This is a genomic window from Streptococcus mitis (genome assembly GCF_005844455.1).
Lineage (GTDB): Bacteria > Bacillota > Bacilli > Lactobacillales > Streptococcaceae > Streptococcus > Streptococcus mitis_BF.
This window is the reverse complement of the sequence record NZ_SPGF01000027.1, coordinates 1-26,030: the sequence shown is the minus strand read 5'-3', so window position 1 is coordinate 26,030 and position 26,030 is coordinate 1. Positions and strand designations below refer to the sequence as shown.

30 protein-coding genes are annotated in these 26,030 nt (G+C 38.2%); 20 read left to right on the top strand and 10 right to left on the bottom strand.

Translation table 11 applies throughout. From position 1 onward, the window contains the following. The coding region (locus tag FGQ53_RS06425) for a transposase (RefSeq protein ID WP_138336876.1) at window positions 1–276 on the top strand (276 nt) is incomplete at its 5' end. Between the two features lie 257 nt (window positions 277–533). On the opposite strand, the gene cadX is transcribed toward FGQ53_RS06425, so the two are convergent. Both cadX and FGQ53_RS06415 read right to left on the bottom strand, forming a co-directional pair. Further along, window positions 534–872, bottom strand: coding sequence for a Cd(II)/Zn(II)-sensing metalloregulatory transcriptional regulator CadX (gene cadX, locus FGQ53_RS06420; protein WP_138336873.1), 339 nt, complete (start codon window positions 870–872; stop codon window positions 534–536). Between the two features lie 11 nt (window positions 873–883). After that, window positions 884–1,498, bottom strand: a complete 615-nt coding sequence (locus FGQ53_RS06415; protein WP_000615736.1) for a CadD family cadmium resistance transporter — start codon at window positions 1,496–1,498, stop codon at window positions 884–886. A 28-nt stretch (window positions 1,499–1,526) separates the two neighbouring features. On the opposite strand from FGQ53_RS06415, the gene FGQ53_RS11985 reads away from it, so the two are divergent. After that, entirely contained in the window at window positions 1,527–1,712 is a 186-nt protein-coding gene (locus FGQ53_RS11985) for a FanG protein (RefSeq protein ID WP_084849092.1), read from the top strand. A gap of 206 nt (window positions 1,713–1,918) precedes the next feature. Here FGQ53_RS11985 and FGQ53_RS06405 read toward each other — a convergent pair whose 3' ends face one another. Continuing rightward, window positions 1,919–2,359: a helix-turn-helix domain-containing protein gene (locus FGQ53_RS06405; protein WP_223843321.1), complete on the bottom strand. Its 441-nt coding sequence runs from the start codon at window positions 2,357–2,359 to the stop codon at window positions 1,919–1,921. Window positions 2,360–2,604: 245 nt separating this feature from the next. Between FGQ53_RS06405 and FGQ53_RS06400 the strand changes: the two genes are divergently transcribed. The 4 genes from FGQ53_RS06400 (at window position 2,605) to FGQ53_RS06385 (ending at window position 6,302) form a co-directional block, all read left to right on the top strand. Further along, complete coding sequence (locus tag FGQ53_RS06400) at window positions 2,605–3,015, top strand: hypothetical protein (RefSeq protein ID WP_050375960.1); 411 nt, start codon at window positions 2,605–2,607, stop codon at window positions 3,013–3,015. Between the two features lie 430 nt (window positions 3,016–3,445). After that, entirely contained in the window at window positions 3,446–4,774 is a 1,329-nt protein-coding gene (locus FGQ53_RS06395) for a Rep family protein (protein ID WP_050375961.1), read from the top strand. A gap of 216 nt (window positions 4,775–4,990) precedes the next feature. Next, window positions 4,991–5,194, top strand: coding sequence for a DUF3173 family protein (locus FGQ53_RS06390; protein WP_000498227.1), 204 nt, complete (start codon window positions 4,991–4,993; stop codon window positions 5,192–5,194). Beyond that, window positions 5,187–6,302 (top strand): tyrosine-type recombinase/integrase, encoded by a 1,116-nt coding sequence (locus FGQ53_RS06385; RefSeq protein WP_001124256.1) that lies wholly within the window; start codon window positions 5,187–5,189, stop codon window positions 6,300–6,302. Before FGQ53_RS06390 ends, FGQ53_RS06385 begins: the two co-directional genes overlap by 8 nt. Before the next feature lie 169 nt (window positions 6,303–6,471). Here the strand turns inward: FGQ53_RS06385 and rpmG are convergent, their stop codons facing one another. The 4 genes from rpmG to FGQ53_RS06365 form a co-directional block, all read right to left on the bottom strand. Next, window positions 6,472–6,621, bottom strand: coding sequence for a 50S ribosomal protein L33 (gene rpmG, locus FGQ53_RS06380; protein WP_001265622.1), 150 nt, complete (start codon window positions 6,619–6,621; stop codon window positions 6,472–6,474). 15 nt (window positions 6,622–6,636) lie between these two features. Further along, window positions 6,637–6,819, bottom strand: coding sequence for a 50S ribosomal protein L32 (gene rpmF, locus FGQ53_RS06375; RefSeq protein ID WP_000290417.1), 183 nt, complete (start codon window positions 6,817–6,819; stop codon window positions 6,637–6,639). Between the two features lie 151 nt (window positions 6,820–6,970). After that, entirely contained in the window at window positions 6,971–7,171 is a 201-nt protein-coding gene (locus tag FGQ53_RS06370; protein ID WP_138032146.1) for a PTS ascorbate transporter subunit IIC, read from the bottom strand. Between the two features lie 2 nt (window positions 7,172–7,173). Continuing rightward, window positions 7,174–8,181, bottom strand: a complete 1,008-nt coding sequence (locus FGQ53_RS06365; RefSeq protein ID WP_138336870.1) for an SPFH domain-containing protein — start codon at window positions 8,179–8,181, stop codon at window positions 7,174–7,176. A 191-nt stretch (window positions 8,182–8,372) separates the two neighbouring features. On the opposite strand from FGQ53_RS06365, the gene FGQ53_RS06360 reads away from it, so the two are divergent. From FGQ53_RS06360 to ilvD, 6 genes are all read left to right on the top strand, one after another. Next, complete coding sequence (locus FGQ53_RS06360) at window positions 8,373–10,403, top strand: BglG family transcription antiterminator (protein WP_138336866.1); 2,031 nt, start codon at window positions 8,373–8,375, stop codon at window positions 10,401–10,403. Between the two features lie 3 nt (window positions 10,404–10,406). Further along, a complete protein-coding gene (locus FGQ53_RS06355) occupies window positions 10,407–10,691 on the top strand; it encodes a PTS sugar transporter subunit IIB (RefSeq protein WP_000912476.1) in 285 nt (94 codons plus the stop codon). A gap of 12 nt (window positions 10,692–10,703) precedes the next feature. Next, window positions 10,704–12,050, top strand: coding sequence for a PTS ascorbate transporter subunit IIC (locus tag FGQ53_RS06350; RefSeq protein WP_138336863.1), 1,347 nt, complete (start codon window positions 10,704–10,706; stop codon window positions 12,048–12,050). Window positions 12,051–12,053: 3 nt separating this feature from the next. Further along, complete coding sequence (locus tag FGQ53_RS06345; RefSeq protein WP_024056493.1) at window positions 12,054–12,911, top strand: transketolase; 858 nt, start codon at window positions 12,054–12,056, stop codon at window positions 12,909–12,911. Beyond that, window positions 12,908–13,840 (top strand): transketolase family protein, encoded by a 933-nt coding sequence (locus FGQ53_RS06340; protein ID WP_138336849.1) that lies wholly within the window; start codon window positions 12,908–12,910, stop codon window positions 13,838–13,840. The genes FGQ53_RS06345 and FGQ53_RS06340 overlap by 4 nt, the downstream gene beginning before the upstream one ends. Window positions 13,841–14,072: 232 nt before the next feature. Continuing rightward, on the top strand, window positions 14,073–15,776 hold the full coding sequence (gene ilvD, locus FGQ53_RS06335) for a dihydroxy-acid dehydratase (RefSeq protein WP_138336847.1): 1,704 nt from the start codon (window positions 14,073–14,075) through the stop codon (window positions 15,774–15,776). Window positions 15,777–15,988: 212 nt separating this feature from the next. On the opposite strand, the gene FGQ53_RS06330 is transcribed toward ilvD, so the two are convergent. Then, on the bottom strand, window positions 15,989–16,330 hold the full coding sequence (locus tag FGQ53_RS06330; protein ID WP_001204052.1) for a metal-sulfur cluster assembly factor: 342 nt from the start codon (window positions 16,328–16,330) through the stop codon (window positions 15,989–15,991). Window positions 16,331–16,453: 123 nt separating this feature from the next. Between FGQ53_RS06330 and FGQ53_RS06320 the strand changes: the two genes are divergently transcribed. The 8 genes from FGQ53_RS06320 (at window position 16,454) to FGQ53_RS06285 (ending at window position 24,032) form a co-directional block, all read left to right on the top strand. Further along, on the top strand, window positions 16,454–17,305 hold the full coding sequence (locus tag FGQ53_RS06320) for a helix-turn-helix domain-containing protein (RefSeq protein WP_138336845.1): 852 nt from the start codon (window positions 16,454–16,456) through the stop codon (window positions 17,303–17,305). Window positions 17,306–17,505: 200 nt separating this feature from the next. Beyond that, window positions 17,506–18,741, top strand: a complete 1,236-nt coding sequence (locus FGQ53_RS06315) for an MFS transporter (RefSeq protein ID WP_138336843.1) — start codon at window positions 17,506–17,508, stop codon at window positions 18,739–18,741. A 77-nt stretch (window positions 18,742–18,818) separates the two neighbouring features. Next, window positions 18,819–20,099 carry a histidine--tRNA ligase gene (hisS, locus tag FGQ53_RS06310; RefSeq protein ID WP_138336841.1) on the top strand — a complete coding sequence of 427 codons (1,281 nt, stop codon included), beginning with the start codon at window positions 18,819–18,821 and terminating at the stop codon, window positions 20,097–20,099. Continuing rightward, on the top strand, window positions 20,099–20,281 hold the full coding sequence (locus tag FGQ53_RS11830; RefSeq protein WP_138336839.1) for a hypothetical protein: 183 nt from the start codon (window positions 20,099–20,101) through the stop codon (window positions 20,279–20,281). The genes hisS and FGQ53_RS11830 overlap by 1 nt, the downstream gene beginning before the upstream one ends. A gap of 39 nt (window positions 20,282–20,320) precedes the next feature. After that, window positions 20,321–20,962 carry a CPBP family intramembrane glutamic endopeptidase gene (locus FGQ53_RS06300; RefSeq protein WP_138336837.1) on the top strand — a complete coding sequence of 214 codons (642 nt, stop codon included), beginning with the start codon at window positions 20,321–20,323 and terminating at the stop codon, window positions 20,960–20,962. Window positions 20,963–20,979: 17 nt separating this feature from the next. Beyond that, window positions 20,980–21,198 carry a hypothetical protein gene (locus FGQ53_RS06295; RefSeq protein WP_000832176.1) on the top strand — a complete coding sequence of 73 codons (219 nt, stop codon included), beginning with the start codon at window positions 20,980–20,982 and terminating at the stop codon, window positions 21,196–21,198. Between the two features lie 151 nt (window positions 21,199–21,349). Then, window positions 21,350–23,113, top strand: a complete 1,764-nt coding sequence (aspS, locus tag FGQ53_RS06290) for an aspartate--tRNA ligase (protein WP_138336835.1) — start codon at window positions 21,350–21,352, stop codon at window positions 23,111–23,113. Then, on the top strand, window positions 23,091–24,032 hold the full coding sequence (locus FGQ53_RS06285; RefSeq protein ID WP_138336833.1) for a YitT family protein: 942 nt from the start codon (window positions 23,091–23,093) through the stop codon (window positions 24,030–24,032). The genes aspS and FGQ53_RS06285 overlap by 23 nt, the downstream gene beginning before the upstream one ends. 29 nt (window positions 24,033–24,061) lie before the next feature. Here FGQ53_RS06285 and FGQ53_RS06280 read toward each other — a convergent pair whose 3' ends face one another. Together FGQ53_RS06280 and FGQ53_RS06275 are read right to left on the bottom strand one after the other, a co-directional pair. Further along, window positions 24,062–25,048, bottom strand: a complete 987-nt coding sequence (locus tag FGQ53_RS06280) for a LacI family DNA-binding transcriptional regulator (protein ID WP_138336831.1) — start codon at window positions 25,046–25,048, stop codon at window positions 24,062–24,064. Window positions 25,049–25,057: 9 nt separating this feature from the next. Continuing rightward, a complete protein-coding gene (locus tag FGQ53_RS06275; protein ID WP_138336828.1) occupies window positions 25,058–25,858 on the bottom strand; it encodes a DUF1189 domain-containing protein in 801 nt (266 codons plus the stop codon). Between the last annotated feature and the right edge of the window lie 172 nt (window positions 25,859–26,030).

Sequence of the window (26,030 nt, the reverse complement as noted above, 5' to 3'; positions counted from 1 at the left end):
CCTGACAAATTTTTCGGACTCATTGAGGACAAGCTTAAGCAGGTTCATCCTCTTTTTCAGACTGTCTTTAAAACCTTTCTAAAGGACAAAGAGAAAATCGTCAATGCCCTTCAGTTACCCTATTCGAATGCCAAATTAGAAGCGACCAATAATATCATCAAACTTATCAAGCGCAATGCCTTTGGTTTTCGGAACTTTGAAAACTTCAAGAAGCGAATTTTCATCGCTCTGAATATCAAAAAAGAAAGGACGAAATTTGTCCTTTCTAGGTATTAGCCTTTCTTCAACCCACTACAGTTGACAAAGAGCCAATAATTTCTATTTTAGCTGTTAGAAACGTTTGTACATCAACGTTTTTAGAATGCTACATAATAAAAGGTAAAGTGAATGGTAGAGTAGTTATTGCGTTAGTTCAGCAATCTTTTCAAGATAAATACCCACAGCTTCTAACTTTCGTTGTGGTGCTAATTCAGCGTAAGTATCCAATAATCCCCCTATAATCATGGAAAAGTATAAAGTAGTAAAAATAGTTGTTATCCTAGTTGATTAAAAAAATCTCTGACTTCCTCATCTTTTATAAAATAATATATAATTTTTCCCTCTCTTCTAGTATCCAAGATGTTTTGATTGGCTAGTTTACGAAGATGGTGGGAGGCAGATGCCATACTGAGATTTAATAAACAGGCTATATCGCAGACACAGAGTTCTTCGACGGCAAGGAGATAAAAGATGATATTTATCTGTTTATTATCGGTAAATTTTGATAAAATGCGAAGTGATTTTTGGACTTTTTCCTTTTCAAGGTAGTTCGTTGCGGTTGTAACATTTTGTTGATTTATAACATCCACTTGACAGATACTATCTTTTTTCATAATTTTTTCTCCTAGCCTAACACAGCCCATAGCATGTCAAAGCTGTTGTTTTCAATCAGGATATACATCCCCAATCCTAAATAGACAACGGCAATAAACCATCTGCTATATTTTTCCAAAGTTTCTCCAACAGAAGGGACTTGTGCTAATTTTTGTGCAGAAAAAACCAAGAGATAAATCATGACTAGAAAAGTAAGTAAAGTCACTATCAAATTCGCTAAATTTAAGGTGGTAAAATATGGGACAAAGACACCAATATTGTCAGCGCCACAACTTGCAAAAGTAATCATAGCGACTAGAAAAATCAGGTTTTTATTGTCTTTTCGCAAACCATCTTTTGCAATAGCTTCTCCATCAGAATCTCCTAAAAGCAAAACTTTGAGGCCTAGGAAAATTGGAATCAAACCGAGTAAACCTAAAATCTCTTTACTAGGAATATAATTTAAGACAAATGCAAAAAGCAAACTTAGGAATATTAGACTAACAGAGCCTAGAAATTGTCCTAAATAGATGTTAATGATGTCTTTTCTGCTTTTTCTTTTGGCAAAAAATAACATTAGGATAATAAGTAAGTCTACGGCTGTCCCAGAATACAGGATTATTGAAGTAACAACATTTTGAATCATAAAATACCTCATTCAAATATATTTTTGAATGTATTCTAACATTAAACTTTGTAGATGTCAACTTGAAATCCACCAAAATATAGATAAGAAGTTAGTGTACCAAATATTAAAAAGCCCTGCCATCGAAATGATAGCAGGGCTTAACTTCAATATCCAGATGATATATTTATCTAAAAAAGGTAGAGTAAAAGGTAGAGTTTTTATTGATTTGTAGTGCGATATAATGAGTTTCAAAAAATCAAAAATCGCTTAAAATCAATATTTTGACGTCTATTGACGTGTACTGAAACCCTTACTTAACCTCTGTAATATACATCTATTGCTTTAACAAAAACGCTATATTTTATTAAGTTTTGATAAGTTTTAAGTTACTAAAAATAGGGTTATTCTGTTTCTGTTGTTTCCGAATTGTTGCCGAAACTAGAATTCATCAATAAAGGCACTTTTTGTATCTTCTATGATTTCTTTTAGTAATTTTATTTGCTGTTTGTTTAAATGATATTTCTCAGTTATTTCTTGTAATAATTGTGTACTTCTTGTGCCGTGTCGCATATATTCTAGAACAATAGCTTGTTTTAAATTTGGATATTGCTCTAATGGTATATTTTCTATTTGAGAGAAGTCAAAACTAGTGATTGGAAGAGGTACGGTGTCAATGCTTAAAATACTTCGACCTAATAAGTTATCTGTTGTTGTTTCAAGATATTTGGCTAATAATAATAGTTTTTCAAAGTTGGGTTCTCGGTTTCCTTTCTCCCAATTTGTATAAGTTACTCTATTGACGTGGACTAAATCAGCAATTTCTTGTTGTGTAAGTCCTTTTTTTTGTCGAAGTTGTTTTAATCGTTCTGGGAAAATCATATGCATCTCCTTTTTTTGTATCAAAATGAAACTTTTGTCTTGACAATGTATCAAAATGATACTAAAATAGAAGTATCAAAACGATACTTTAACAAAGTATATCATTTTGATAATTAAATTTCAAGGGGGTTTATGACCTATGATTGTATAAAAAAGTCTTTGAGAAGCAGAACTTTTCAAAGACTTACCAAAAATAACTATTTAAATTATATAACAATTTTTAAGAAAGATAAAGGTAAAAACTAATGGCAAGTAACAAAATGAAATTAACAAGCGAACTCTCACTTAAAGAAATGGCTCTTGATAGTTCTCAATTCTATATTCCTAAAAAATTAAAAGTGGATTTTTCACAAGCTCGTCCAAAAAACAAGTACAAACATGGGAAGGCGACTGATGTAGTTGAAAGCTATATGCTTAATGGTATTGATGAACGTACAGCAGGCGCAGTAGAACAAAGCTTGATTGATATGGAAGACATCAAGACAATCACGATTGAAGTATTAGGTAGCTTTGATGAGATTGAGGGAGCTATGGCAGCAGCTCAATTCACTTTTGTAGAGTTACTAGATACTCGTGTCATGGCTCAATGGGTTGACGGTCGCAATCCGGGTTACAAGGGCTTGAAATTAGTTGCTAGTGGCTTGAAATTGCTGTGACAACTTAAAATACGGAAAAAAGCAGGGTTAGGTGTAGGGTTAGGTCGGGAAAGGCGTAGCCCCCGACCGTGTAACCCGTCTACACCGCTCAACCCGAATTTTTCCGTATTTTAAGCGGAAGAATATTCATGATTTTTTTGCTCAAGAGTTTTAGAGGATAGTATAAACACATAGACACAAAATCTATGCGCGGGCGCCATTCTGGACTTGACGATAGAATGGTGCAAAACAAGGAAAATCCTTGATTTGAAAGCATTTCTCCGTGGGACATCGGAACGGTCCAGCGTACGCGTTAGGAAAGAAAAGAGTGAAAAAATTATGGATTATACTTGTGTTTATACGTGTGTTTATTCTCGAAAAAGTGGAGTATAAACACAAAAAGAGTGAAATATTATACAAAATAAATGTATTTCTATAAAAGAGGTGTTTTATGAAAAAACGAATTATCAATAAACGTTTTTTGTTTGAACAGCAACTTAAATCTAAATTTTGGGATTGGTCTGTTCAAGATAAACAATTATTAGATGATTGGGAAACCAATAAAGATAAAATTTTTAGATTGATTTTTGACCGAGTTAGAACTTTGGTTGAAGAAGATGAGTTTGTGGAATTTGCAATAGTTGTTCATGATAGAGATATTTCCTATGGGGCTAAACTAGTAGAACCGCATGTGCATGGGTATATTGATTTTCCAAAGCGAATAGACTTATCAAAAGTTGCAATGGCTTTAGGTTTGGAACGTGAACGGATTGAAACTCCAAAATCAAAAGGCGGTCGAGCGTATACACGTATCAATGCTTTAGCTTACCTTATTCATGCCAAGGATAAAGATAAATATCAGTATCCTGCTAGTGATGTAGAAACATTTGATACGCTTGATTATGAAGCCTTTATCAATCAAAATAGAGAAGATTTTGAAAAGTATGCAGCTACGAAAAAGCGTGAGAAATCAGATGAAAGTCTAGATTTGGTATTGTCTAAAGTATATAAGGGGGAACTGACTTATTTTGATATTATGAAAGACGATAATTTGTATTATCTTATGGCAAACAATCGTCAGAAATTCCTTGAAGGATTTGATATTTTTGGCGAGCGTGAAAGCGTGCTAAGACTAGAAGCCTTGCAAAATGGGGAGTATGATTTGACAGTCTTATATATTCAAGGGAAACCCGGAATAGGGAAGTCTACACTTGCTCGAGATATTGCCTTAGAAGTACAGGGGGCGCTTGAAAATGCAGGTTTACGAGGTGGAACATATTCTGCAAGTTCTAAGAATCCTTTTGACAACTATTCAGGAGAAGAAATCCTGATTTTGGACGACTTGCGAGAAGATAGCCTAGCCCCTGCAGATTGGTTGAAGTTATTCGACCCAATCAATTCGGCTAGAATGTCGGCACGCTATCGAAATAAGCTAGTAGTTCCGAGATTGGTTATTATGTCTGCTTATATGTCTCCAAAACAATTTTTCGGACAAATTCAGGAAGAAGATATAAACCAGTATTTAAGACGGGTCAATTATTCTTCTGAAATCGCTAGAAAGCATGGAATGGAAGAAAGATTTTATAGTGTTTCAGAAGTTCGAGAGAATAGAGAAAATGGTCATTATCAACGCCCTGATGGCTCTAGCGTCGTTTTGAACTTTGACTATGAAGATTTGTTTTGTTCGCAAGATAAGGACGATTTTATTCGTAAATTGCTTGAAGATTGTATCTATCCTAGAATATTGCCAAAGAAAGCAAAGGATGTGACAAATGACTAAAAAGATAATCGTAATAACAAAATGTCGAGATTATGGTCAAGAAGAACCTGTAGAAGTTATTGTTAAGTCTAGGGTTTTGAAATATCTCCCTGATATATATGTTTTTTTAAGGGATAAAGCTCGGTATTATGAAATAAAAAAATGATGCAGTCGGCAAACCGCATCAAATATAAAAAACAACTAACTATATTGTAACATGAAAAGGAGAAAAATGCTATGTTCGTAACAAAAGAAGATTTGAAAAAATTAGGTTTTGGAAATTATCAGGCTTACAGTTTGATTAAACAGGCTAAGGCTTTGATGGTACAAAAGGGCTTTGCTTACTATAATTCCAAGGGTTTGGGTCAAGTTCCTGTTGAAGCTGTTGAGGAAATTTTGGGTACAAAATTAAATTTTGAGGAAGTGGAAGAATATGCCTAAAATCCCTCATGTATATTATGACAAGGCTAGTAGTTCTTATTATGCGGTTGCTTCTCTAGGTTTTGATGAAGTGACCGGTAAAAGAATGCAGAAAAAGAAAAGAGGGTTTAAAACTCAAACAGAAGCCAAGAAATGGTATGATGATTTTATAGCGAAACACTCGAAAAAAGCTATTGTACATGGTGCAACTTTAACAGTTGAGTTATTTTTGGAAAAGTATTTTGTACCTCACTATAAGAATAAAGTAACTGCTAGGACATTTATGACCTTTTCTTCCAAGTTGAAAAGATTGAAATATTTTTATCCTATGAAAATGGTTGATGTTAAGCCTATTCATATAAAAAAATGGCATACAGACATTTTGGAAGAGGGGTTATCTAATAACTATTTGAAAGACTTACATCAAACAGTAAAAGAGTTGTTTGATATGGCTCTTACTTTGGGTGTTGTGAGTGAAAATCCTGCTCGGCAGGTTGGAAATATGAAGAGGACTAGAAAAAAGGTTGATTTTTGGACAAAAGAAGAATTTGAAAAATTTATCAAAACATTTGAAAAAAATGATGTTGTAGAACATTTGAAATATACCTGTTTTCTATTTCTCTTTATGACAGGATTGAGGATTAGTGAATTACAAGCCTTAACGTGGGAAGATGTTGATTTTGAAAATAAAGCTGTACAAGTCAATAAGTCTATGTTTTATCAAAATAAAAATAATTGGCAAATTAACCCCACAAAAACTTTTTCAAGTAATAGAAAAATCTATCTTGATGCCATGACGATTAAGGCGCTATCCTCATGGAAAAATCATCAGAAACAGCTAGGAAAAATAAGTTTTGTCTTTTCTTATAACTGTTTACCTGTGACTAAGACAATGCTTGCTAATAGCATGAAGAAACATGGGAAAATGGCAGGTGTTAAAAGTATTCGTATTCATGATTTAAGACACTCCCATGCTAGTCTGTTGCTCTCTTTGGGTATGAATGACCTAGAACTTAAAAATAGGCTAGGTCATGCAGATATACAGACGACTTTGGGAGTATATTCCCATCTTCGCCCTTCTGCTATGAAAGAGGTAGCGGATAAACTAGAGGGGGTAATATCACTTTAATTTCAATCACGGCTTTCGTATCACTAGCGAAGTCTGTTATACGAAAACGGAGATTATAAAAAGGTAGCAAGATTGTATCTTACTACCTTTTTTGTTACCAAAATGTTCCCATTCGGCTATTATTAAGTGTTTAAACGTTGATTTAACGCTATTTTCACTAATTTAACTCTTATTTAACCTCTGTAAACACAACGTGTTTGCGAAGTTTTGGTGAGTATTTCTTCAATTGAAGACGGTCTGGAGTGTTACGTTTGTTTTTAGAAGTAAGGTACAAGCGTTCACCAGATTCTTTGTGTTCAAGTGTAATATTTACGCGCATGGTATCTCCCTTCTATTATTCAGCTGATGCAGCTTTAGCGATTTTACGTCCTTTGTAGTATCCTTTAAGTGATACACGGTGAGAACGTGAGTAATCTCCAGTAGTTTCGTCAAAGTTTACAGATGGAGCTGTTACTTTGTAGTGTGTACGACGTTTGTTTTTCTTCGCTTTTGAAGTGCGACGTGCAGGTACTGCCATTTTGATTTCTCCTTTAGGTATTTATATTCGATTCAATCTACTGATTTTCATCAACCATACTAGGATAACACATTTTTTTTGTAAAGTAAAGTTACTTGACAAAAAAAGATGAAAAAATTCTCCTGTCCGACCGAGCAGACAGGAGAAGGTGTTAAATATCAATCTCAAATGGTTCATCAATGGTTTCTGATACGTATTTTCCGTCTTTTTTCCGTTGCTTGACACATTCTGTGAGGAGATACTCGATTTGCCCATTGACTGAACGAAAGTCGTCTTCTGCCCATGATGCGAGTGCAGCGTATAACTTTGTTGAGAGTCGAAGGGGGATCTGCTTTTTTTTAGCTTCAGTCATCTTTAGTAAAGACTTCCTGTGTTGACAATTGGTTGTGCATCATGATTGCCACAGAGAACGACTAGGAGATTTGAAACCATGGCAGCTTTTCGTTCTTCATCAAGCTCTACCAATTCCCCTTCATTGAGACGTTCTAGTGCCATTTCAACCATTCCTACAGCACCGTCTACAATCATCTTCCGTGCATCAATAATGGCAGATGCTTGTTGACGTTGAAGCATGACAGCAGCAATTTCTGGAGCGTAAGCTAGGTAAGTAATACGTGCTTCAAGGATTTCCAAGCCAGCATCCTCAACACGACTTTGGATTTCTTCACGAATACGGTTAGCTACAATTTCACTAGAGCCACGGAGACTCCCTTCATCTGCTTGTCCATCACCTGTAGTATCTACATTGGGAGACACATCGTAAGGGTAGATGCGGACAATATTACGGAGGGCGCTATCACATTGCAATGAAAGATATTCTTTGTAGTTATCAACGTTGAAGACTGCCTTAGCAGTATCGACAACTCTCCAAGTTACCGCGATACCGATTTCTACAGGATTTCCTAGACAATCATTGATTTTTTGGCGAGAATTGTTCAAGGTCATAACCTTGAGGGAAATCTGTTTCTTGCCAATTTCAATATTTACATCATTGCCATTTGATGATTTCATCCCTGAAAAAGGAGATTTTGTGCTAACGTCACCACTTTGTCCAAGTCGAGTGTGGTTTGCAGGGTTAACTGCTACGCTGAAGGGATTGACAAAGTAAAAACCAGGTTCTTTGATGGTACCTGTATAGTTACCAAAAAGGGTCAAAACCAGAGCTTCCTGAGGTTTGACAACTTTTAAACCAGCATGAGCTAGGCCTGCAATTAAGCTTAATAAAAGTCCGATAATAATTCCAAAAATGTTTTCCGAACCAGCACCCATTATAAATATAAAGACACCAAGTACGAGTGTCAACTCAATGAGAATCAATGCGAATACACCATTTGGTTTTGAATTGATGAGTTTTTCAGTCATAAGAATGAGCTCCTATTGTTTGATATCTAAATGATATCACTTTGTATTTAAAAGTCAATAGAAAGTTGAAAAATAATCACTAAAAAGTTTCAGCCCAATACTTACTTGTAGGAGGTGAGATTATATTGGGCTCAAATACTCTTTTATTCTTATAGCTTTTACACTATAATTGTAGTTAGAAAGGAAGAGAAATGTTTGATTATAGAGCACTAGTTATTTTGATGACTTTGATGGATCATTGTGAGCTATCATTATATGAATTATCTGTTAAGGTGAGCTTACCTATAAAGGAAGTCAAAGAAGGAATAGATTATTTAGTGCCTTATCTAGCTAATAAAGGGATAGTGCTGGATAAAAAACAAGGTCGTTATCGTTTATCAAATCGTACGAAACAGTCTTTGAGAGATATTATTAAGTCGGATGAATTGGTTTTACCAAAGTCGACTCGCTTAGCATTAATCTATCTTTATACTTTTTGCCGATTAGATTTTATATCGAATAATCATTACCAAGACTTTTTGAAAGTAAGTAAGAATACAACCTTATCTGATATTCAATCATTAAGAAAGATTATGTTAGATAATGATTTGGAGCTAGGGTACAGTAGAGCAAAAGGTTATACTTTACACGGTTCTGAGTGGAATAAGCATCGTTTAGCTTTTCAAATGGTTAGTGAGTTGCTGGAATCCTCCATAGGGATTTGGGGGTTGGATTATGTTTTATCCAGTTGGGGCTATTCATTAACTTATGATTTGATTGATCAGGTGGTTAAAGATTATTATGAAAAGCTGCAGATAGTACCTATTGTTAATCAATTAAAAGTTTGCCTTTTCGGTTTAGTATTCATTATATGTAGGTATCAAAGGGATGTTGAAAGAGTATGTCTTTCAGAGACATTAGTATCTCCTATTATTCAAGATATAACGACTATTTTATTGGATACAGTGGTTGATTTGGGAATTATAGATACGGTGTTTTCAGAGGATGATTATCGCTATATCACAGTTTTATTATCAAGTTGCTTTGAAGGTGAAGTAGATGTTGCTCCGGTTTACTTTAATCAATTAACAGAGGCTATTATAAGTAGAATGGAAGATATTTCTTTGTTACATTTTAAACAAAGGGAAGCATTGAGAGAAAATCTTCGCCGCCACCTTATACCGGCTTACTATAGATTAAAGTTCGGCTTACCTAGTTCAAATGAATATGTGTTGCATGTTAAAGAACATTATCCTGATTTATTTGAACTAGTCAAAGATTCTTTGATGCCCTTGATGGACGCTATTGACAAGCCCATACCTGATAGTGAAACAGCATATTTTGTTATCCATTTTGGAGGCTATTTAAAGAAAGCAGATACTTTGCCTCAAAAATGTTATAAAGCAGCCATTATCTGTCCTAATGGGATTAGTTCTTCATTGATGATAAAAGAGAATCTATTAGCATTATTTCCTCAAATCGAGTTTATAGGAAGCTCAAAGATTGATGATTTACAGGCGAAAACTAGTAGTGACTATGATATGGTTTTTTCTACTATAAAGGTGGAAACAGAGAAGCCAAATTATCTAGTTTCGGTTATGATGACGGAAGAGCAAGCAATACAGCTAGTAGAACTGGTGTTAAAAGATTTTCCGAATTTAGAGTATGGGGATTTTGAGATTGAACAAATCCTGAATATTGTCAAAAGATATGGAATTATTACACAAGAATTGGAATTAAGATTAGCATTAAAGAGGTATCTCTATCAAGAAATGAATAGAAAGGAAGTGTTACCATTGTTAGAAGAATTAATTACAAAAGAAACTTATCAGGTTAGTTCGGAAAAATTAGGATGGAAGGAGGCAATTCGTTTAGCAGCTAAACCACTTTTGAATCAAGATAAGATAACTGAGAACTACCCTGAGGCAATGATTCAAAAAGTAGAAGAGTTTGGGCCTTTTATTAATTTAGGGAAGGGAGTAGCAATTCCTCACGCTCGGCCAGATGAAGGTGTGAATGAAATAGGAATGTCAATGTTAGTTTTGGAAGAACCGGTTTATTTATTGGATGATTCAGAACAAGAGGTAAGATTGTTGATTTGTATTGCAGCCATTGATAATGAGAGTCATTTAAAGGCTTTGTCACATTTAACAACAATTTTAAGAGATAAAAATCATGTTCAAACTTTAATATCATCAAAAAACTATGACGACATTGAAATGATAATTAAACAGGAGGATTAGATAATGTTAAAAATTGGTACAGCTTGTGGTTCAGGATTAGGTTCAAGTTTTATGGTACAGATGAATATTGAATCTGTATTGAGTGATTTGAATGTTTCAGATGTAGAAGTTGAACACTATGATTTAGGTGGAGCAGATCCAAATGCAGCTGATATTTGGATTGTTGGTCGTGATCTAGCTGATTCAGCTAGTCATCTTGGAGATGTTCGTATCTTAAATAGTATTATTGATATGGATGAACTACGAGAATTAATTACTAAACTTTGTGAAGAAAAAGGACTTATATAGGAGGCTAGCGTCATGATGAAGTTCATATTGGATATTGTTAGTACACCAGCTATTTTAGTAGCTTTAATTGCAATCCTAGGATTAGTTCTTCAGAAGAAGAAATTACCTGATATTATTAAAGGTGGAATTAAGACCTTTGTTGGTTTCTTAGTTGTATCTGGTGGTGCAGGAATTGTACAAAATTCTTTAAATCCATTTGGTACCATGTTTGAGCATGCTTTTCATTTATCTGGAGTTGTACCAAATAATGAAGCAATTGTAGCTGTAGCTTTAACAACATATGGCTCAGCTACTGCAATGATTATGTTTGCAGGCATGGTGTTCAATATCTTAATCGCTCGTTTTACTCGATTTAAATATATCTTTTTAACAGGGCACCACACTCTATATATGGCGTGTATGATTGCGGTCATTTTATCAGTTGCTGGCTTTACTAGCCTGCCTCTTATCTTACTAGGAGGACTAGCACTCGGTATTATTATGAGTATTTCCCCAGCATTTGTGCAAAAATATATGGTTCAATTAACTGGAAATGACAAGGTGGCTTTAGGTCATTTCAGTTCTTTGGGATATTGGTTGAGTGGTTTTACTGGTAGCCTTATCGGTGACAAATCAAAATCAACAGAGGACATTGAATTTCCAAAGAGTTTAGCTTTTTTACGTGATAGTACTGTTAGTATTACTTTATCCATGGCAGTTATTTACATTATTGTAGCTATCTTTGCAGGGTCAGAATATATAGAAAAAGAAATCAGTAGTGGTACAAGTGGTCTAGTTTATGCTTTACAATTAGCAGGTCAATTTGCAGCAGGGGTATTTGTTATTTTAGCAGGTGTTCGCCTTATTTTGGGTGAAATTGTTCCAGCCTTTAAAGGTATTTCAGAGCGTCTTGTACCTAATTCAAAACCTGCTTTGGATTGTCCGATTGTTTATACTTATGCACCCAATGCAGTTCTAATTGGATTTATCTCTAGTTTTGTTGGTGGTTTAGTAAGTATGGCAATTATGATTGCTTCAGGAACGGTTGTTATTTTACCAGGTGTTGTGCCTCATTTCTTCTGTGGAGCGACTGCAGGTGTTATTGGGAATGCATCTGGTGGTGTTCGTGGAGCTACTATTGGAGCATTTTTACAAGGTATTTTAATTAGTTTTCTTCCAGTCTTTTTAATGCCAGTTTTGGGAGGACTTGGTTTCCAAGGATCAACTTTCTCAGATGCAGATTTTGCTCTATCAGGAATTATTTTAGGAATGTTGAATCAATTTGGCTCACAAGCAGGCATTGTTATTGGTATTGTTCTTATTCTAGCAGTTATGTTTGGAGTATCCTTTATTAAAAAGCCATCTGCAAAGGAGGAATAAGTGATGATTTTAAGTGAAAATAGAGAAGATGAGTTAAGAAAATTTGCAACAAAAATCCGATTAAATACTCTTAGAACATTGAATCATCTTGGATTCGGCCATTATGGAGGGAGTCTATCTATAGTAGAAGTTTTAGCAGTGCTTTATGGTGAAATAATGCCGATGACTCCAGAAATATTTGCATCACGAGATAGAGATTATTTTGTTTTATCCAAGGGACATGCTGGACCAGCTTTGTACAGCACACTCTATTTGAATGGTTTCTTTGACAAAGAATTCTTATATTCTTTAAATACAAATGGAACCAAATTACCGTCTCATCCTGATAGAAATCTAACGCCGGGCATAGATATGACAACTGGCTCTTTAGGACAGGGAATTAGTGTTGCAACCGGACTTGCATATGGTCAGAGAATAAGAAAAAGTCCCTTTTATACCTATGCTATTGTTGGAGATGGTGAGTTAAATGAGGGACAATGTTGGGAGGCTATACAGTTTGCTTCTCATCAACAGTTATCTAATTTAATTGTATTTGTAGACGATAACAAAAAACAATTAGATGGTTTTACAAAGGATATTTGTAATCCAGGTGATTTTGTAGAAAAATTCTCAGCATTTGGATTTGAATCCATTAGGGTCAATGGTTCAGATATTAGAGAAATTTATGAAGGGATTATCCAATTAAAACAGTCAAATAATTCCTCCCCTAAGTGTATTGTATTAGACACTATTAAAGGTCAAGGAGTTCGAGAGCTGGAAGAAATGAAATCCAATCATCATCTTCGCCCTACTGTAGAGGAGAGACAAATGTTAACTTCAGTTGTAGAAAGATTAAGTCAGGAATTGGAGGAAACAGAATGATGAGAAGTACAAAAGAATTACGACATGTGTATAGAGATTTCCTTCTAGAGACTAACCAAAGTTATTCTGATATAGTAGTTTTAGAAGCCGATTTGTCAAGTTCGATGGCTACTAATAATCTTGAAAAGGACTTTGGAGACCGTTATGTGAATGTTGGAATTATGGAAGCAGAAATGGTCGGGCTTGCAGCAGGGTTGTCTATTCAGGGGTTTAGACCTTATCTTCATACATTTGGCCCTTTTGCCTCACGAAGAGTATTTGATCAATTATTTATTTCTCTTGGGTACGCACAATTGGATGCCACTGTGATTGGTTCAGATGCAGGAGTAACGGCAGAGATGAATGGTGGAACACATATGCCATTTGAAGAAATTGGATTGTTACGTTTAATTCCTAAATCGATCATTTTTGAAGCAACTGATGATATCCAATTTCGTGAAATCTTGAACCAGACATTAGAATTAAAAGGACTAAAATATATTCGAACAATTAGAAAAGCTCCAGAGGCTGTATATCAAGGTGGAGAAGATTTTTCTAAAGGCTACATTGAGTTAAGACACGGTGAAGATGTTGTAATAGTTGCTTCTGGCATAATGGTTGCTCCAAGTATTCGAGCTGCGGATGAACTGTCTAAATTAGGTTATTCAGTAGGTGTGATAGATTTATTTAGAATCAAACCGATACCAGAACAGATCAAAACAATGTTAAGTGGAAAAACTATATTTACTGTAGAAAACCACAATCAGATAGGTGGAATTGGCAGTGCTTTATGTGAATTATTCTCTGATGATGGAATAACAAAAATTCATCGGATGGGTGTTCAAGAAAGATTTGGTCAAGTAGGGAAAATGGATTATCTTCTTAATGAGTATGGTTTGAGTGAATCGAATATAAAAGAGAAAGTTCTAGAGTTTTATAATGCAAGATAGATGTTAAATACACTTATCTGAAAGAATTTCTGTAAAAATTACATTATGTTATTTAAAGCAAGCGGATTAAAAAGCATATTCTGGTCATCAGAAAGTGCACTAATCCGCTTTGTTGTTTTTAATTTTAAATATTTCATATGTATATAGAATTTTCTGAAAATTCAAGAATTTTCTTCTGTTCATTGCTTTTAAAATGTGCTATAATAGTAAAAACTGAAATGGGAGGGATAAGATGACTGAATTAGATAAACGTCACCGCAGTAGCATTTATGACAGCATGGTTAAATCACCAAACCGTGCCATGCTGCGTGCGACTGGTATGACAGATAAAGACTTTGAAACACCGATTGTGGGAGTGATTTCGACTTGGGCGGAAAATACACCATGTAACATTCATTTGCATGATTTTGGGAAATTGGCGAAAGAAGGTGTCAAATCTGCAGGTGCTTGGCCTGTTCAGTTTGGAACGATTACCGTAGCGGACGGGATTGCCATGGGAACGCCTGGTATGCGTTTCTCTTTGACATCTCGTGATATCATCGCGGACTCAATCGAGGCGGCTATGGGTGGTCACAACGTGGATGCCTTCGTCGCTATCGGTGGCTGTGACAAGAACATGCCTGGCTCTATGATTGCCATTGCTAATATGGATATTCCAGCTATTTTCGCCTATGGTGGAACTATTGCACCGGGAAATCTTGATGGCAAAGACATTGACTTGGTTTCTGTATTTGAGGGAATCGGGAAATGGAACCACGGTGATATGACGGCTGAGGACGTGAAACGTCTTGAATGTAATGCTTGCCCCGGCCCTGGTGGTTGTGGTGGTATGTACACAGCTAATACCATGGCGACAGCTATCGAAGTTCTCGGTATGAGTTTGCCAGGGTCTTCATCTCACCCAGCTGAATCAGCTGACAAGAAAGAAGATATCGAAGCAGCAGGACGTGCTGTTGTTAAGATGCTGGAACTTGGTCTCAAACCATCAGATATCCTGACTCGTGAAGCCTTTGAAGATGCCATCACTGTAACCATGGCTCTCGGTGGTTCTACAAACGCCACTCTTCACTTGCTTGCCATTGCCCATGCTGCCAATGTTGACTTGTCACTGGAGGACTTCAATACGATTCAAGAACGTGTGCCTCACTTAGCCGACTTGAAACCATCAGGTCAGTATGTCTTCCAAGACCTCTACGAAGTCGGTGGTGTGCCTGCGGTTATGAGATATCTCTTGGCGAATGGCTTCCTTCATGGAGACCGCATTACATGTACTGGTAAGACAGTTGCTGAAAACTTGGCTGACTTTGCAGACCTCACTCCGGGTCAAAAAGTCATCATGCCACTTGAAAATCCAAAACGTGCAGATGGTCCGCTTATCATCTTGCACGGGAACCTTGCCCCTGATGGAGCGGTTGCCAAAGTATCAGGTGTGAAGGTGCGCCGTCACGTTGGACCAGCTAAGGTCTTTGACTCGGAAGAAGATGCGATCCAGGCTGTTCTGACAGATGAAATCGTTGATGGTGATGTTGTTGTTGTTCGTTTCGTTGGACCTAAGGGTGGTCCTGGTATGCCTGAGATGTTGTCACTTTCATCAATGATTGTTGGTAAAGGTCAAGGAGATAAGGTTGCCCTCTTGACGGATGGACGTTTCTCTGGTGGTACTTATGGTCTGGTTGTTGGACATATCGCCCCTGAAGCTCAGGATGGTGGACCAATTGCTTACCTCCGTACAGGCGATATCGTTACGGTTGACCAAGATACCAAAGAAATTTCCATGGCCGTATCCGAAGAAGAACTTGAAAAACGCAAGGCAGAAACAACCTTGCCACCACTATACAGCCGTGGTGTCCTTGGTAAATATGCCCACATCGTATCATCTGCTTCACGCGGAGCCGTGACAGACTTCTGGAATATGGACAAGTCAGGTAAAAAATAAACTCATACTCTTCGAAAATCTCTTCAAACCACGTCAACGTCGCCTTGCCGTAGGTATGGTTACTGACTTCGTCAGTTCTATCTACAACCTCAAAACACTGTTTTGAGCAACCTGCGGCTAGTTTCCTAATTTGCTCTTTGATTTTCATTGAGTATCAAAAAGCAAGCCAATTTCGGCTTGCTTCTTTTCATCTTCAAAAGTGATTTGCCTGCTTAACGAGGCGGCAGTCCAAGGGCAATACGGCCGTAGCGACTGATTCGTGTGATCTTCCAGGCAGGCGACCAGGTAACTTCAACCTTGACATCTTCGATCCCCTCGATTTGTTTGAGCCCTGCGACGATTTCAATAGGCAGGCTTTCGGCGCAATCACAGGCGGTGTCGGTGAAGGTCATGACAATCTTGCAGAGACCCGTTTCATCCAGATTGATTTCATAAATCAATCCTAGATTGTAAACATCCAATTCCACATCTGTATCAAAAACCTTCTCTAGTTTTTCGATAATTTGGTCTTGCAAGGCCAAAGCGCGGTCATTGATTTTGATATCGTCTCTCATAACAGTCCCTCCACCTGATAAATATCCTCTATTTTCTCATAATTCTGACAATTTGGCAAGTTTTTGGTGAATTTTCTGAAAAATATGATAAAATGAAGAAAATACGGAATCGAGGGGAAGTCTATGGAGCAGATTGGAAAAGTCTTTAGACAATTACGAGAGTCAAGAAATATCTCGCTGAGACAAGCAACTGGGGGACAATTTTCGCCGTCCATGTTGTCCCGATTTGAAACTGGTCAGAGTGAACTTTCGGTGGAAAAGTTTCTATTTGCCCTAGAAAATATATCTGCCAGTGTGGAGGAAATCCTCTTTCTGGCAAGAGGTTTTCAGTATGATACAGATTCTGAGTTGAGAAAAGAAATCACAGATGTCTTGGATCTAAAGAACATAGCACCTCTTGAAGACCTGTATCGCAAGGAATATCAAAAACAAGCCCATTTTCAAAACAAACAGAAACATATTCTAAATGCCATTATTATCAAGTCTTATATGAAGAGCATGGATGAAACGGTAGAGTTAACGGTAGAGGAATCGAAAGTCCTTCATGACTACTTGTTTTCTACTGAGATTTGGGGAATCTATGAACTCAATTTATTTTCAGTTAGTTCTCCATTTTTATCTGTTTCTCTTTTTACTAGATATGTACGAGAAATGGTCCGAAAATCTGATTTTCTAATGGAAATGTCTGGAAATCGAAACCTTTTTCATACCATGCTTTTGAATGGTTTTTTAGCTAGCATTGAGTGTGAAGAATTTACCAATGCCTCTTATTTTAAACGTGTCATCAAAGAGCATTTTTACAAGGAAAATGAGACCTATTTCCGAATTGTCTATTTGTGGGCGGAAGGTCTCCTTGATAGCAAGCAGGGCAGAGTCAAGGAAGGTCAGAAAAAGATGGAGGATGCTGTCCGTATTTTTGAGATGCTTGGCTGTAACAAATCTGCCGAATATTATCGAAAAACGACCGATTGTTGAATATCTGCAAACCAAGAAAATAATTTAAAATTTGAAGCGATAGAACTGTTGACCTCTCTCATGTCACTGGAGAAATTCTATCGTTTCTTTTTTCTCATTTTATTTGTTGCATATATTCAAAAGTTCTTCCTCTATAATTTCTAAGTGCTATACTATAGTCATACTTCATATAGGGATTATAACAATAAGGGAGATTACCTATGAAACTATTGTTCAGAAATCAAGCTTATCGACTCTTGACTTTGTCACGCTTCTTCAATGCTTTTGGTGCTTCAATTTTTAACCTGGTATTTATCGTTTATGCATCGACCTTGCCACAAGCTTCGTTTGCGGTTGCTATGGCGAATATTGTCATGATTCTTCCAACTCTCTTTACAGTTTTTGTAGGGATTCGGGCAGATTACACAAGGGACAAGGTCAAATGGATGGTCTATAGCGGTTTGTTTCAGGCGGTTTTATTTTTTCTGGCAGCCCTAGTTGTTCAGCAAGCTAGTCTCTTTGCCTTTTCTAGCCTGTGTTTGATCAATGTCATCAGTGATTTTGCTGGTGGTTTGCGAATGCCTCTCGTTAAGGAAAAAGTGGCTGAAGAGGATCTGATGGAAGCTTATTCTTTTTCCCAGTTTATCACATATATTTCAGCTATTGGTGGTCAAGCTTTTGGAGTCTGGCTCTTAGGTCTATCGGTCAACAATTTTTCCCTCGTTGCGGGAATCAATGCCTGTTTTTTCCTCGTATCAGCTGCTGTTCTCTTTTTAGGAAGAAGTAAATTGAGCCTGTCAATTTCATCCGCTGATGGTGAATCACTGAAAAATGAGAAGCTATCTATCAAAGAGCAGTTCCTAACAATTTACCGGAATTTACGTCTTGTTTTTCTAAAAAGTGGACAGAAAAACTTTGGTTTTATGCTCTTTGCTGTCTTGCTTATCAATGCCTTGGGTGGCGCTTTAGGAAGCATCTATAACATCTTCTTTTTGAGTTATTCTCTCTTGAATTTTTCTTATACAGAGGCACTATTTATCAGTCAATTCTGTGCTTTGTTAGCAATCATCATCAGAAGCCTTACGGGCAATGATTATTTTGGGAAGCAGTCTTTGCCTAGATTGATGATGTGGGCGACCGTAGGACTTAGTCTAATTGGTCTAGCTAATGTATTCAATCAAGTCGTACTTGGTTTACTATTTCTCTTTTCAACTCTGTATGTGTCTGGTAAAGTTTCACCAAAGATTAGTGCTATGCTCATGAAAAATCTAGCTCCAGAGGTTCTAGCTCGTACCAGTAATTTTTTAGGTTTATTGTTTACCTTATCCATACCTGTGGGAACAGCTTGTTTTTCACTTATAGCTGTATGGAATATACAGTTGACTTGGATGCTATTTGTTGGTCTTTCCTTGCTAGCTATTTTTTTGACAATTCTTAATCTCAAAAATGATATTTGAATCCTAAATTTTTTCTTACTGTTTTAATCCCTCTATTTATGGTAAAATAAGACTATTAAGTCTAAAGAGGATTCCCTATGAAATTACAAAAACCAAAAGGAACGCAGGATATTTTACCTGCTGAGTCTGCTAAGTGGCAGTACGTTGAGGGCTTTGCCCGTGAAATTTTCAAGCGCTATAACTATGCAGAAGTGCGCACGCCTATTTTTGAGCATTACGAGGTCATCAGCCGTTCTGTCGGAGATACAACGGATATCGTAACCAAGGAAATGTACGATTTCTATGACAAGGGTGACCGCCATATTACCCTTCGTCCTGAAGGAACTGCGCCCGTTGTCCGTTCTTATGTGGAAAATAAACTTTTCGCCCCAGAAGTGCAGAAGCCAAGTAAGTTCTATTACGTGGGCCCAATGTTCCGTTATGAGCGTCCGCAGGCAGGGCGTTTGCGCCAGTTCCACCAGATTGGTGTTGAGTGCTTTGGCTCAAGCAATCCAGCTACCGATGTGGAAACCATCGCTATGGCAGCTCATTTCTTGAAAGAAATCGGCATCCAAGGTGTCAAATTGCACCTCAACACTCTTGGAAATCCTGAGAGCCGTGCAGCCTATCGTCAGGCCTTGATTGACTATTTGACACCGCTCAAGGAGACCTTGTCTAAGGATAGCCAGCGTCGCTTGGAGGAAAATCCTCTCCGTGTCTTGGACTCTAAGGAAAAAGAAGACAAGGTGGCAGTGGAGAATGCACCGTCTATCTTGGATTTCCTTGATGAAGAAAGCCAAGCTCATTTTGATGCTGTGCGTCAGATGTTGGAAAATCTTGGAGTAGACTATATCATCGATACCAATATGGTGCGCGGTCTGGACTACTACAACCACACCATTTTCGAGTTTATCACGGAGATTGAGGGCAATGAGCTGACAGTCTGTGCGGGTGGTCGCTACGATGGTTTGGTTGCTTACTTTGGTGGTCCTGAGACTGCTGGCTTTGGTTTTGGACTTGGTGTAGAGCGCCTGCTTCTCATTCTTGAAAAGCAAGGTGTGGTCCTCCCTATCGAAAACGCCCTAGATGTCTATATCGCAGTCTTGGGCGAAGGAGCAAATGTCAAGGCCTTGGAGTTGGTACAGGCTCTTCGTCAACAAGGTTTCAAAGCAGAGCGTGATTACCTCAACCGTAAACTCAAAGCTCAGTTCAAGTCAGCCGATGTCTTTGCGGCTAAGACCCTCATCACGCTAGGAGAGAGCGAAGTCGAAAGCGGGCAAGTGACGGTTAAGAACAACCAAACACGAGAAGAAGTGCAAGTGTCACTTGATGCTATCAGCCAAAACTTCTCAGAAATCTTTGAAAAATTAGGATTTTAATGACAGATAAACTGGTCAGGATCTTATTCCTGACCCTCTTTTTCCTAGGATTAACATTGCTTTCGCTTGCTCAAAAATATCTTTATAAAACCATTACTGCCGTTTCTATTTTTGCAAGAGGAATTTGCTTATTAGCCCTTTTAGTTACGACTGTATTCCACATTTTTATCAAAATGATGTGAATAAAAATTCTAAGTTTTCATTCCAAATAGGAGTTCTTTATGAAACTACTTAAAAACCTTGGCTGGTTTTTTCTAGCCTTTCTATCTTTTTTGTTTATCTATGGGACTGTTCAGAGTGGGGCTGTAGAAGCTTTGAATCTAGGCGCTTCACCCTATGCTACTACCTTGCTCTATGTGGCCTTGGCTGGAGTATATGTGTACGTCATTTATAAATGGTACCAGAAAGCTCCTGTCCATATTGAGAAGAGTGGCTTTAACCGATTTATTTGGCTCCCTGCCTTGGTTTGGTTCTTATCTCTGGTTGTCCAGTTTTTCTTGCCAAATGATCCTTCAGTAAATCAACAAACAGCGACAGATTTGACCTTGTCTCAACCACTTTTCTCATTCTTTGCTATTAATATTTTTGCTCCTTTGACGGAAGAACTCATCTTTAGAGGAATGCTGGCACGCTATCTCTTTCCTAAACAGGACAATAGCAAACAAACTCTGCTTTTCCTTCTGGTAACTAGTGTTCTGTTTGCCTTGATTCATTTCCCAGGAACTTTGCAACAGTTTTTAGTTTATGCTAGTCTAGGATTGAGTTTGGGTCTGGCTTATGTAAGCCGAAAAGGTCTAATCTACAGTATTTCTCTCCACGCTTTGAATAATTTAGTCGGCTTTTTGATGATTCTCATGCTATAATAGAGTCAGGAGGTCACATGAAACGAGTAATTTTATTAGCAGTGATACAGGCGGTCGTTCTCTTCTTTATCATCGGGGCACTTGCCTATGCCTTTAAAGGCGACTTCTTTTACAACTATCTAGCAGTTGTCTTTGCGCCTATTGCAGGTGTCTTGCGTTTTGCTTCGGCTTATGCTACGGAGATTGTTCTACCTAAAAAGGCAGCTGAGATTGCTGAAAAGCGTAAAAAAGGTTAAGAATCATAATCAGAGAATCCGATGACGTTTTCATCGGATTTTTTGTCTGTTCGTTTTGATTTCTAAAGGCAATCAAACTTTTCTGATGATTTTCATGAAGTGCCTGCGCTTTTGTGGTAAAATAGTAACAGAATAAAGGAGGAGAGAAAACATGAAACGTAGTATGTATGCTGGTCGTGTTCGTGAGGAACACATCGGACAAGAAATGACCTTGAAAGGCTGGGTTAGCCGTCGTCGTGACCTTGGTGGTTTAATCTTTATCGACCTTCGTGACCGCGAAGGAATCATGCAGTTGGTTATCAACCCTGAAAAAGTATCTGCAGAGGTTATGGCAACAGCTGAAAGTCTTCGTAGCGAATTTGTCATTGAGGTGACTGGTCAAGTCGTTGCGCGTGAGCAAGCCAATGATAAATTGCCGACTGGTGCGGTTGAATTGAACGTGACAGCTCTTACAGTGTTGAATACAGCCAAAACAACACCTTTTGAGATTAAAGATGGGATTGAGGCCAATGACGATACACGTTTGCGTTACCGTTACCTCGACCTTCGTCGTCCAGAGATGTTGGAAAATCTCAAACTTCGTGCCAAGGTAACCCACTCTATCCGTAACTACTTGGACGAGTTGGAGTTTATCGATGTGGAGACACCATTCCTTTCTAAGTCAACGCCAGAAGGGGCGCGTGACTATTTGGTGCCGTCTCGTGTTAATAAAGGGCATTTTTACGCCCTTCCTCAAAGTCCACAAATCACGAAACAGCTCTTGATGAATGCTGGTTTTGACCGTTATTACCAAATCGTTAAATGTTTCCGTGATGAGGACTTGCGTGGAGACCGCCAGCCTGAGTTTACTCAGGTCGACTTGGAAACGTCTTTCTTAACTGAGCAAGAAATCCAAGATATCACAGAAGGCTTGATTGCGCGCGTGATGAAGGAAACCAAAGGCATCGAAGTGACGCTTCCATTCCCTCGTATGAAATACGATGATGCTATGGCTCTTTACGGTTCTGATAAGCCTGATACGCGCTTTGACATGTTGCTTCAGGACTTGACAGAAGTGGTCAAAGGTGTTGATTTCAAAGTCTTCTCAGAAGCACCTGCCGTTAAAGCCATTGTGGTCAAAGGGGCTGCGGACAACTATTCACGTAAAGACATTGACAAAATGACTGAAGTGGCCAAACAGTACGGTGCCAAAGGTCTTGCTTGGGTCAAGGTAGTCGACGGAGAATTAAACGGACCAGTTGCCAAGTTCTTGACAGGCATCCAAGCAGAGTTGACAACAGCACTTGCTCTTGAAGATAAGGACTTGGTTCTCTTTGTGGCAGATACGCTTGAGGTAGCCAATGCAACACTCGGTGCCCTTCGTGGACGTATTGCCAAAGAGCTTGGTTTGATTGATAATGATAAGTTCAACTTCCTTTGGGTGGTTGACTGGCCAATGTTTGAATGGTCTGAAGAAGAAGGCCGTTACATGAGTGCCCACCATCCATTCACTCTTCCACAGGAAGAAACTGCTCACGAACTAGAAGGTGATTTGGCTAAGGTTCGTGCCATTGCTTACGATATCGTCTTGAACGGTTATGAGCTTGGTGGTGGTAGCCTTCGTATCAATCAAAAAGACCTTCAAGAGCGTATGTTCAAGGCTCTTGGTTTCTCAGCCGAAGAAGCAAATGATCAGTTTGGCTTCCTTCTTGAAGCCATGGACTATGGTTTCCCACCACATGGTGGTTTGGCTATCGGGCTTGACCGTTTTGTCATGTTGCTTGCAGGAGAAGAAAATATCCGTGAAGTTATTGCCTTTCCTAAGAACAACAAGGCAACTGACCCAATGACACAATCTCCATCAACAGTCGCTCTCAAACAACTAGAGGAACTCAGCTTACAAGTAGAAGAAGATGAAACAAGCAAAACGAATTAAGCGGTGGCGCTTTTATCTGCGTCGCTTTGCTTATCAGATAAAAATTTTACGTGTCTTACAAAGCATCTCTCGGGAAAAATATGACGAAAAGATTTCGGCCTCTCTGGTCTATGGTTTTTTATCAGCAGTAGCGGTCAATTTCTTTTTCCAACCAGGGCATGTGTATTCGAGCGGTGCGACAGGTCTGGCACAGATTATCTCTGCCTTGAGTAATCACTGGTTTGGTTTTCATATCCCGATTTCGCTGACCTTCTACGCCATTAACTTCCCTTTGATGGTCTTGGCCTGGTATCAGATTGGCCATAAGTTCACCGTCTTTACCTTTATCACGGTATCCATGAGTTCCTTCTTTATCCAGTTTGTCCCTGTGGCAACCTTGACGGAGGATCCCATCATCAATGCCCTTTTTGGGGGTGTTGTCATGGGCTTGGGTATTGGTTTTGCTCTTCGAAACAATATCTCCAGTGGTGGAACGGATATTGTCAGTCTGACCATTCGTAAGAAAACAGGTAAGAATGTCGGCAGTATTTCTTTCTTGGTAAATGGGACCATCATGTTGATAGCTGGTTTAACCTTTGGTTGGAAATACGCTCTCTACTCTATGATTACCATCTTTGTCTCTAGCCGTGTGACAGACGCTGTTTTTACTAAGCAAAAACGCATGCAGGCCATGATTGTGACCAATCATCCAGACAAGGTAATTGAAAAAATCCATAAAAAATTGCACCGCGGAGCAACTATGATCCACGATGCAGAAGGAACCTATAATCACGAAAGAAAGGCAGTTTTAATCACTGTCATTACACGTGCAGAGTTTAATGAATTTAAACAGATTATGAAACAGGTGGATCCAAGCGCCTTTGTCTCTGTATCGGAGAATGTTCATATTCTGGGACGATTCGTTGAAACAGAAAATTAGTGATCAAAAAAACCAGCTCGGGCTGGTTTTTATTTTTCAATAATTTTGTGGGCAATCAATTGGCGGTAGCAAATTTGTTTATTGCTTTTAGCATCGTTGATAATCTGAAGAATGGTTTCAAATGATGTTCGACCAAGTTCTAGGCTATTAATATCGACATAGGCTGCCAAGTTGAGCTTGGGATTGACCGAGTCGAAGCTGAGAACAGGGACATCCAGTTGGTGCTTAGCGATGTAGTCACAGACCCCTTCAGCTAGGAGGCTATCAGTTGTGATGATAGCCTCAATTATAGGATCATGTTTAAACAAACGCTTACTGAATTGATACCCTTTTTCTTCTAGAAATTCGTTCGCAAAATAGGTCAAGTTACTATCAATAGGCAGTTGGTACTGTTTGAGTGCTGACTCATAGCCTGTTAAACGGTCTTGTGTTACGAAGAGTCTCTTAGCCCCTCCAATAAAGGCAATTCGTTTGCAGCCTTTTTTGATGAAATATTCAGTCGCATCAAAGCCAGCTTGAACATTGTCATTATCGACAAGTGGAATAAAGTGGGACAGAGATTTTCCTAGGATGAGGAAGGGGAACTGCTCATCAGCCACCAGTTTGACTAAAGGATCTTCCTCTTTGGCATAAAGGAAAATTAAACCGTCTACACGTTTACCATAGACCATTTGTGAGATGGCAGTAAGACGCTCCTTCTCATCTTTCCCTGTTGCTATCTGAATGGCATAGTGGTTTTCAGATGCAACTTGAGAGATGCCGCGTAGGACTGATGGAAAGAAAGGATTCTGGTAGAAGGCATCTGAGTCGTCAGGAAGCACCAAGCCAATAACTTGGGTATAACTGCTTACCAAGCTACGAGCGTTGAGGTTGGGATGGTAATTAAGCTCCTTCATAGCCTTGCGAACGCGTTTTTTAGTTTCGTCGCTAATGGTTGATTTATTTTGAATAACACGGGTTACGGTTGAAGGCGAAACACCAGCAGCCTTGGCCACGTCTTTAATCGTAACGGGCATAAAAATCTCCTATTTATGGTAATCTGGATCACGGAAATGCGTTTTATAAAAGATAGTGACCAGATAAAGGACAAAAAGAATGTTTTGTATAGTGATGAGGTTTGACATATTTTGGCCAAACAATCCCAAAATAAGCGTAATCAGAGTCGGCAATCCTAAGCAGTTCAAGATAAAATGGTAGCACTCTTTAAAGGTCCTAAATGAAAAGAGGCGTGATTTCTTAGTGATATAAAGGAGAAGACTAGCCCCTAGAGAGACGATAAAGAAATTCAAACCAAAGAGGGAGCTCGCACCGAGAACTAGGAAGAGACTGATATGGACACGATTTTGTTGGTACCAGTCTTTAGAAATGGCTTGGATCAAGCTGTCTTTACTTTTGAAACTCTCAGTCTGAATTGCACGGTAAGAGATACGAGTCAGTTCCTTACTTTCCTTGCTGATGACAAGCTCATTCGTATCGAAATGCAGTTGCAAGTCCTTAGGTAATTCCTTGCTTTGACTTGGACCGATTAAAAGAGAAGGGGCTTGACTAGCTGTTCCTGTATAAGTTAATTTACCATCAACAATTGTAGCATGTTCAGAGAGATCCTGGACAACCTTATCTGTCAATGGTTCATAGACATTATCGATAAAGGTTTCTAGCGGATAAGTCTCCTGCGAGCTGTTTTGAATGGCAATCGGAACCATAGACAAACTGATGAGGAAAATGCTCGTAAAGAGAAGCTGAAACCAGTTAAGTTCGAAACGTTTTGATAGGGGCTTACGAAATCCCCAGATACTGGTAAAATACGAGAATGGATATAGGAGCATAGGCATCTTTCTAAAAGTATTTTCTATATGAGTATTATTATATAGCAAAATGTGCTTTATTTCAAGTCTAGGAGAGAAATTGCTTGTTGAGAGAATAGACTTCCTGCGAAACAAAATATGGTACAATAGTTCTATGAATTATGAAGCAAGCAAACAATTAACTGATGTACGA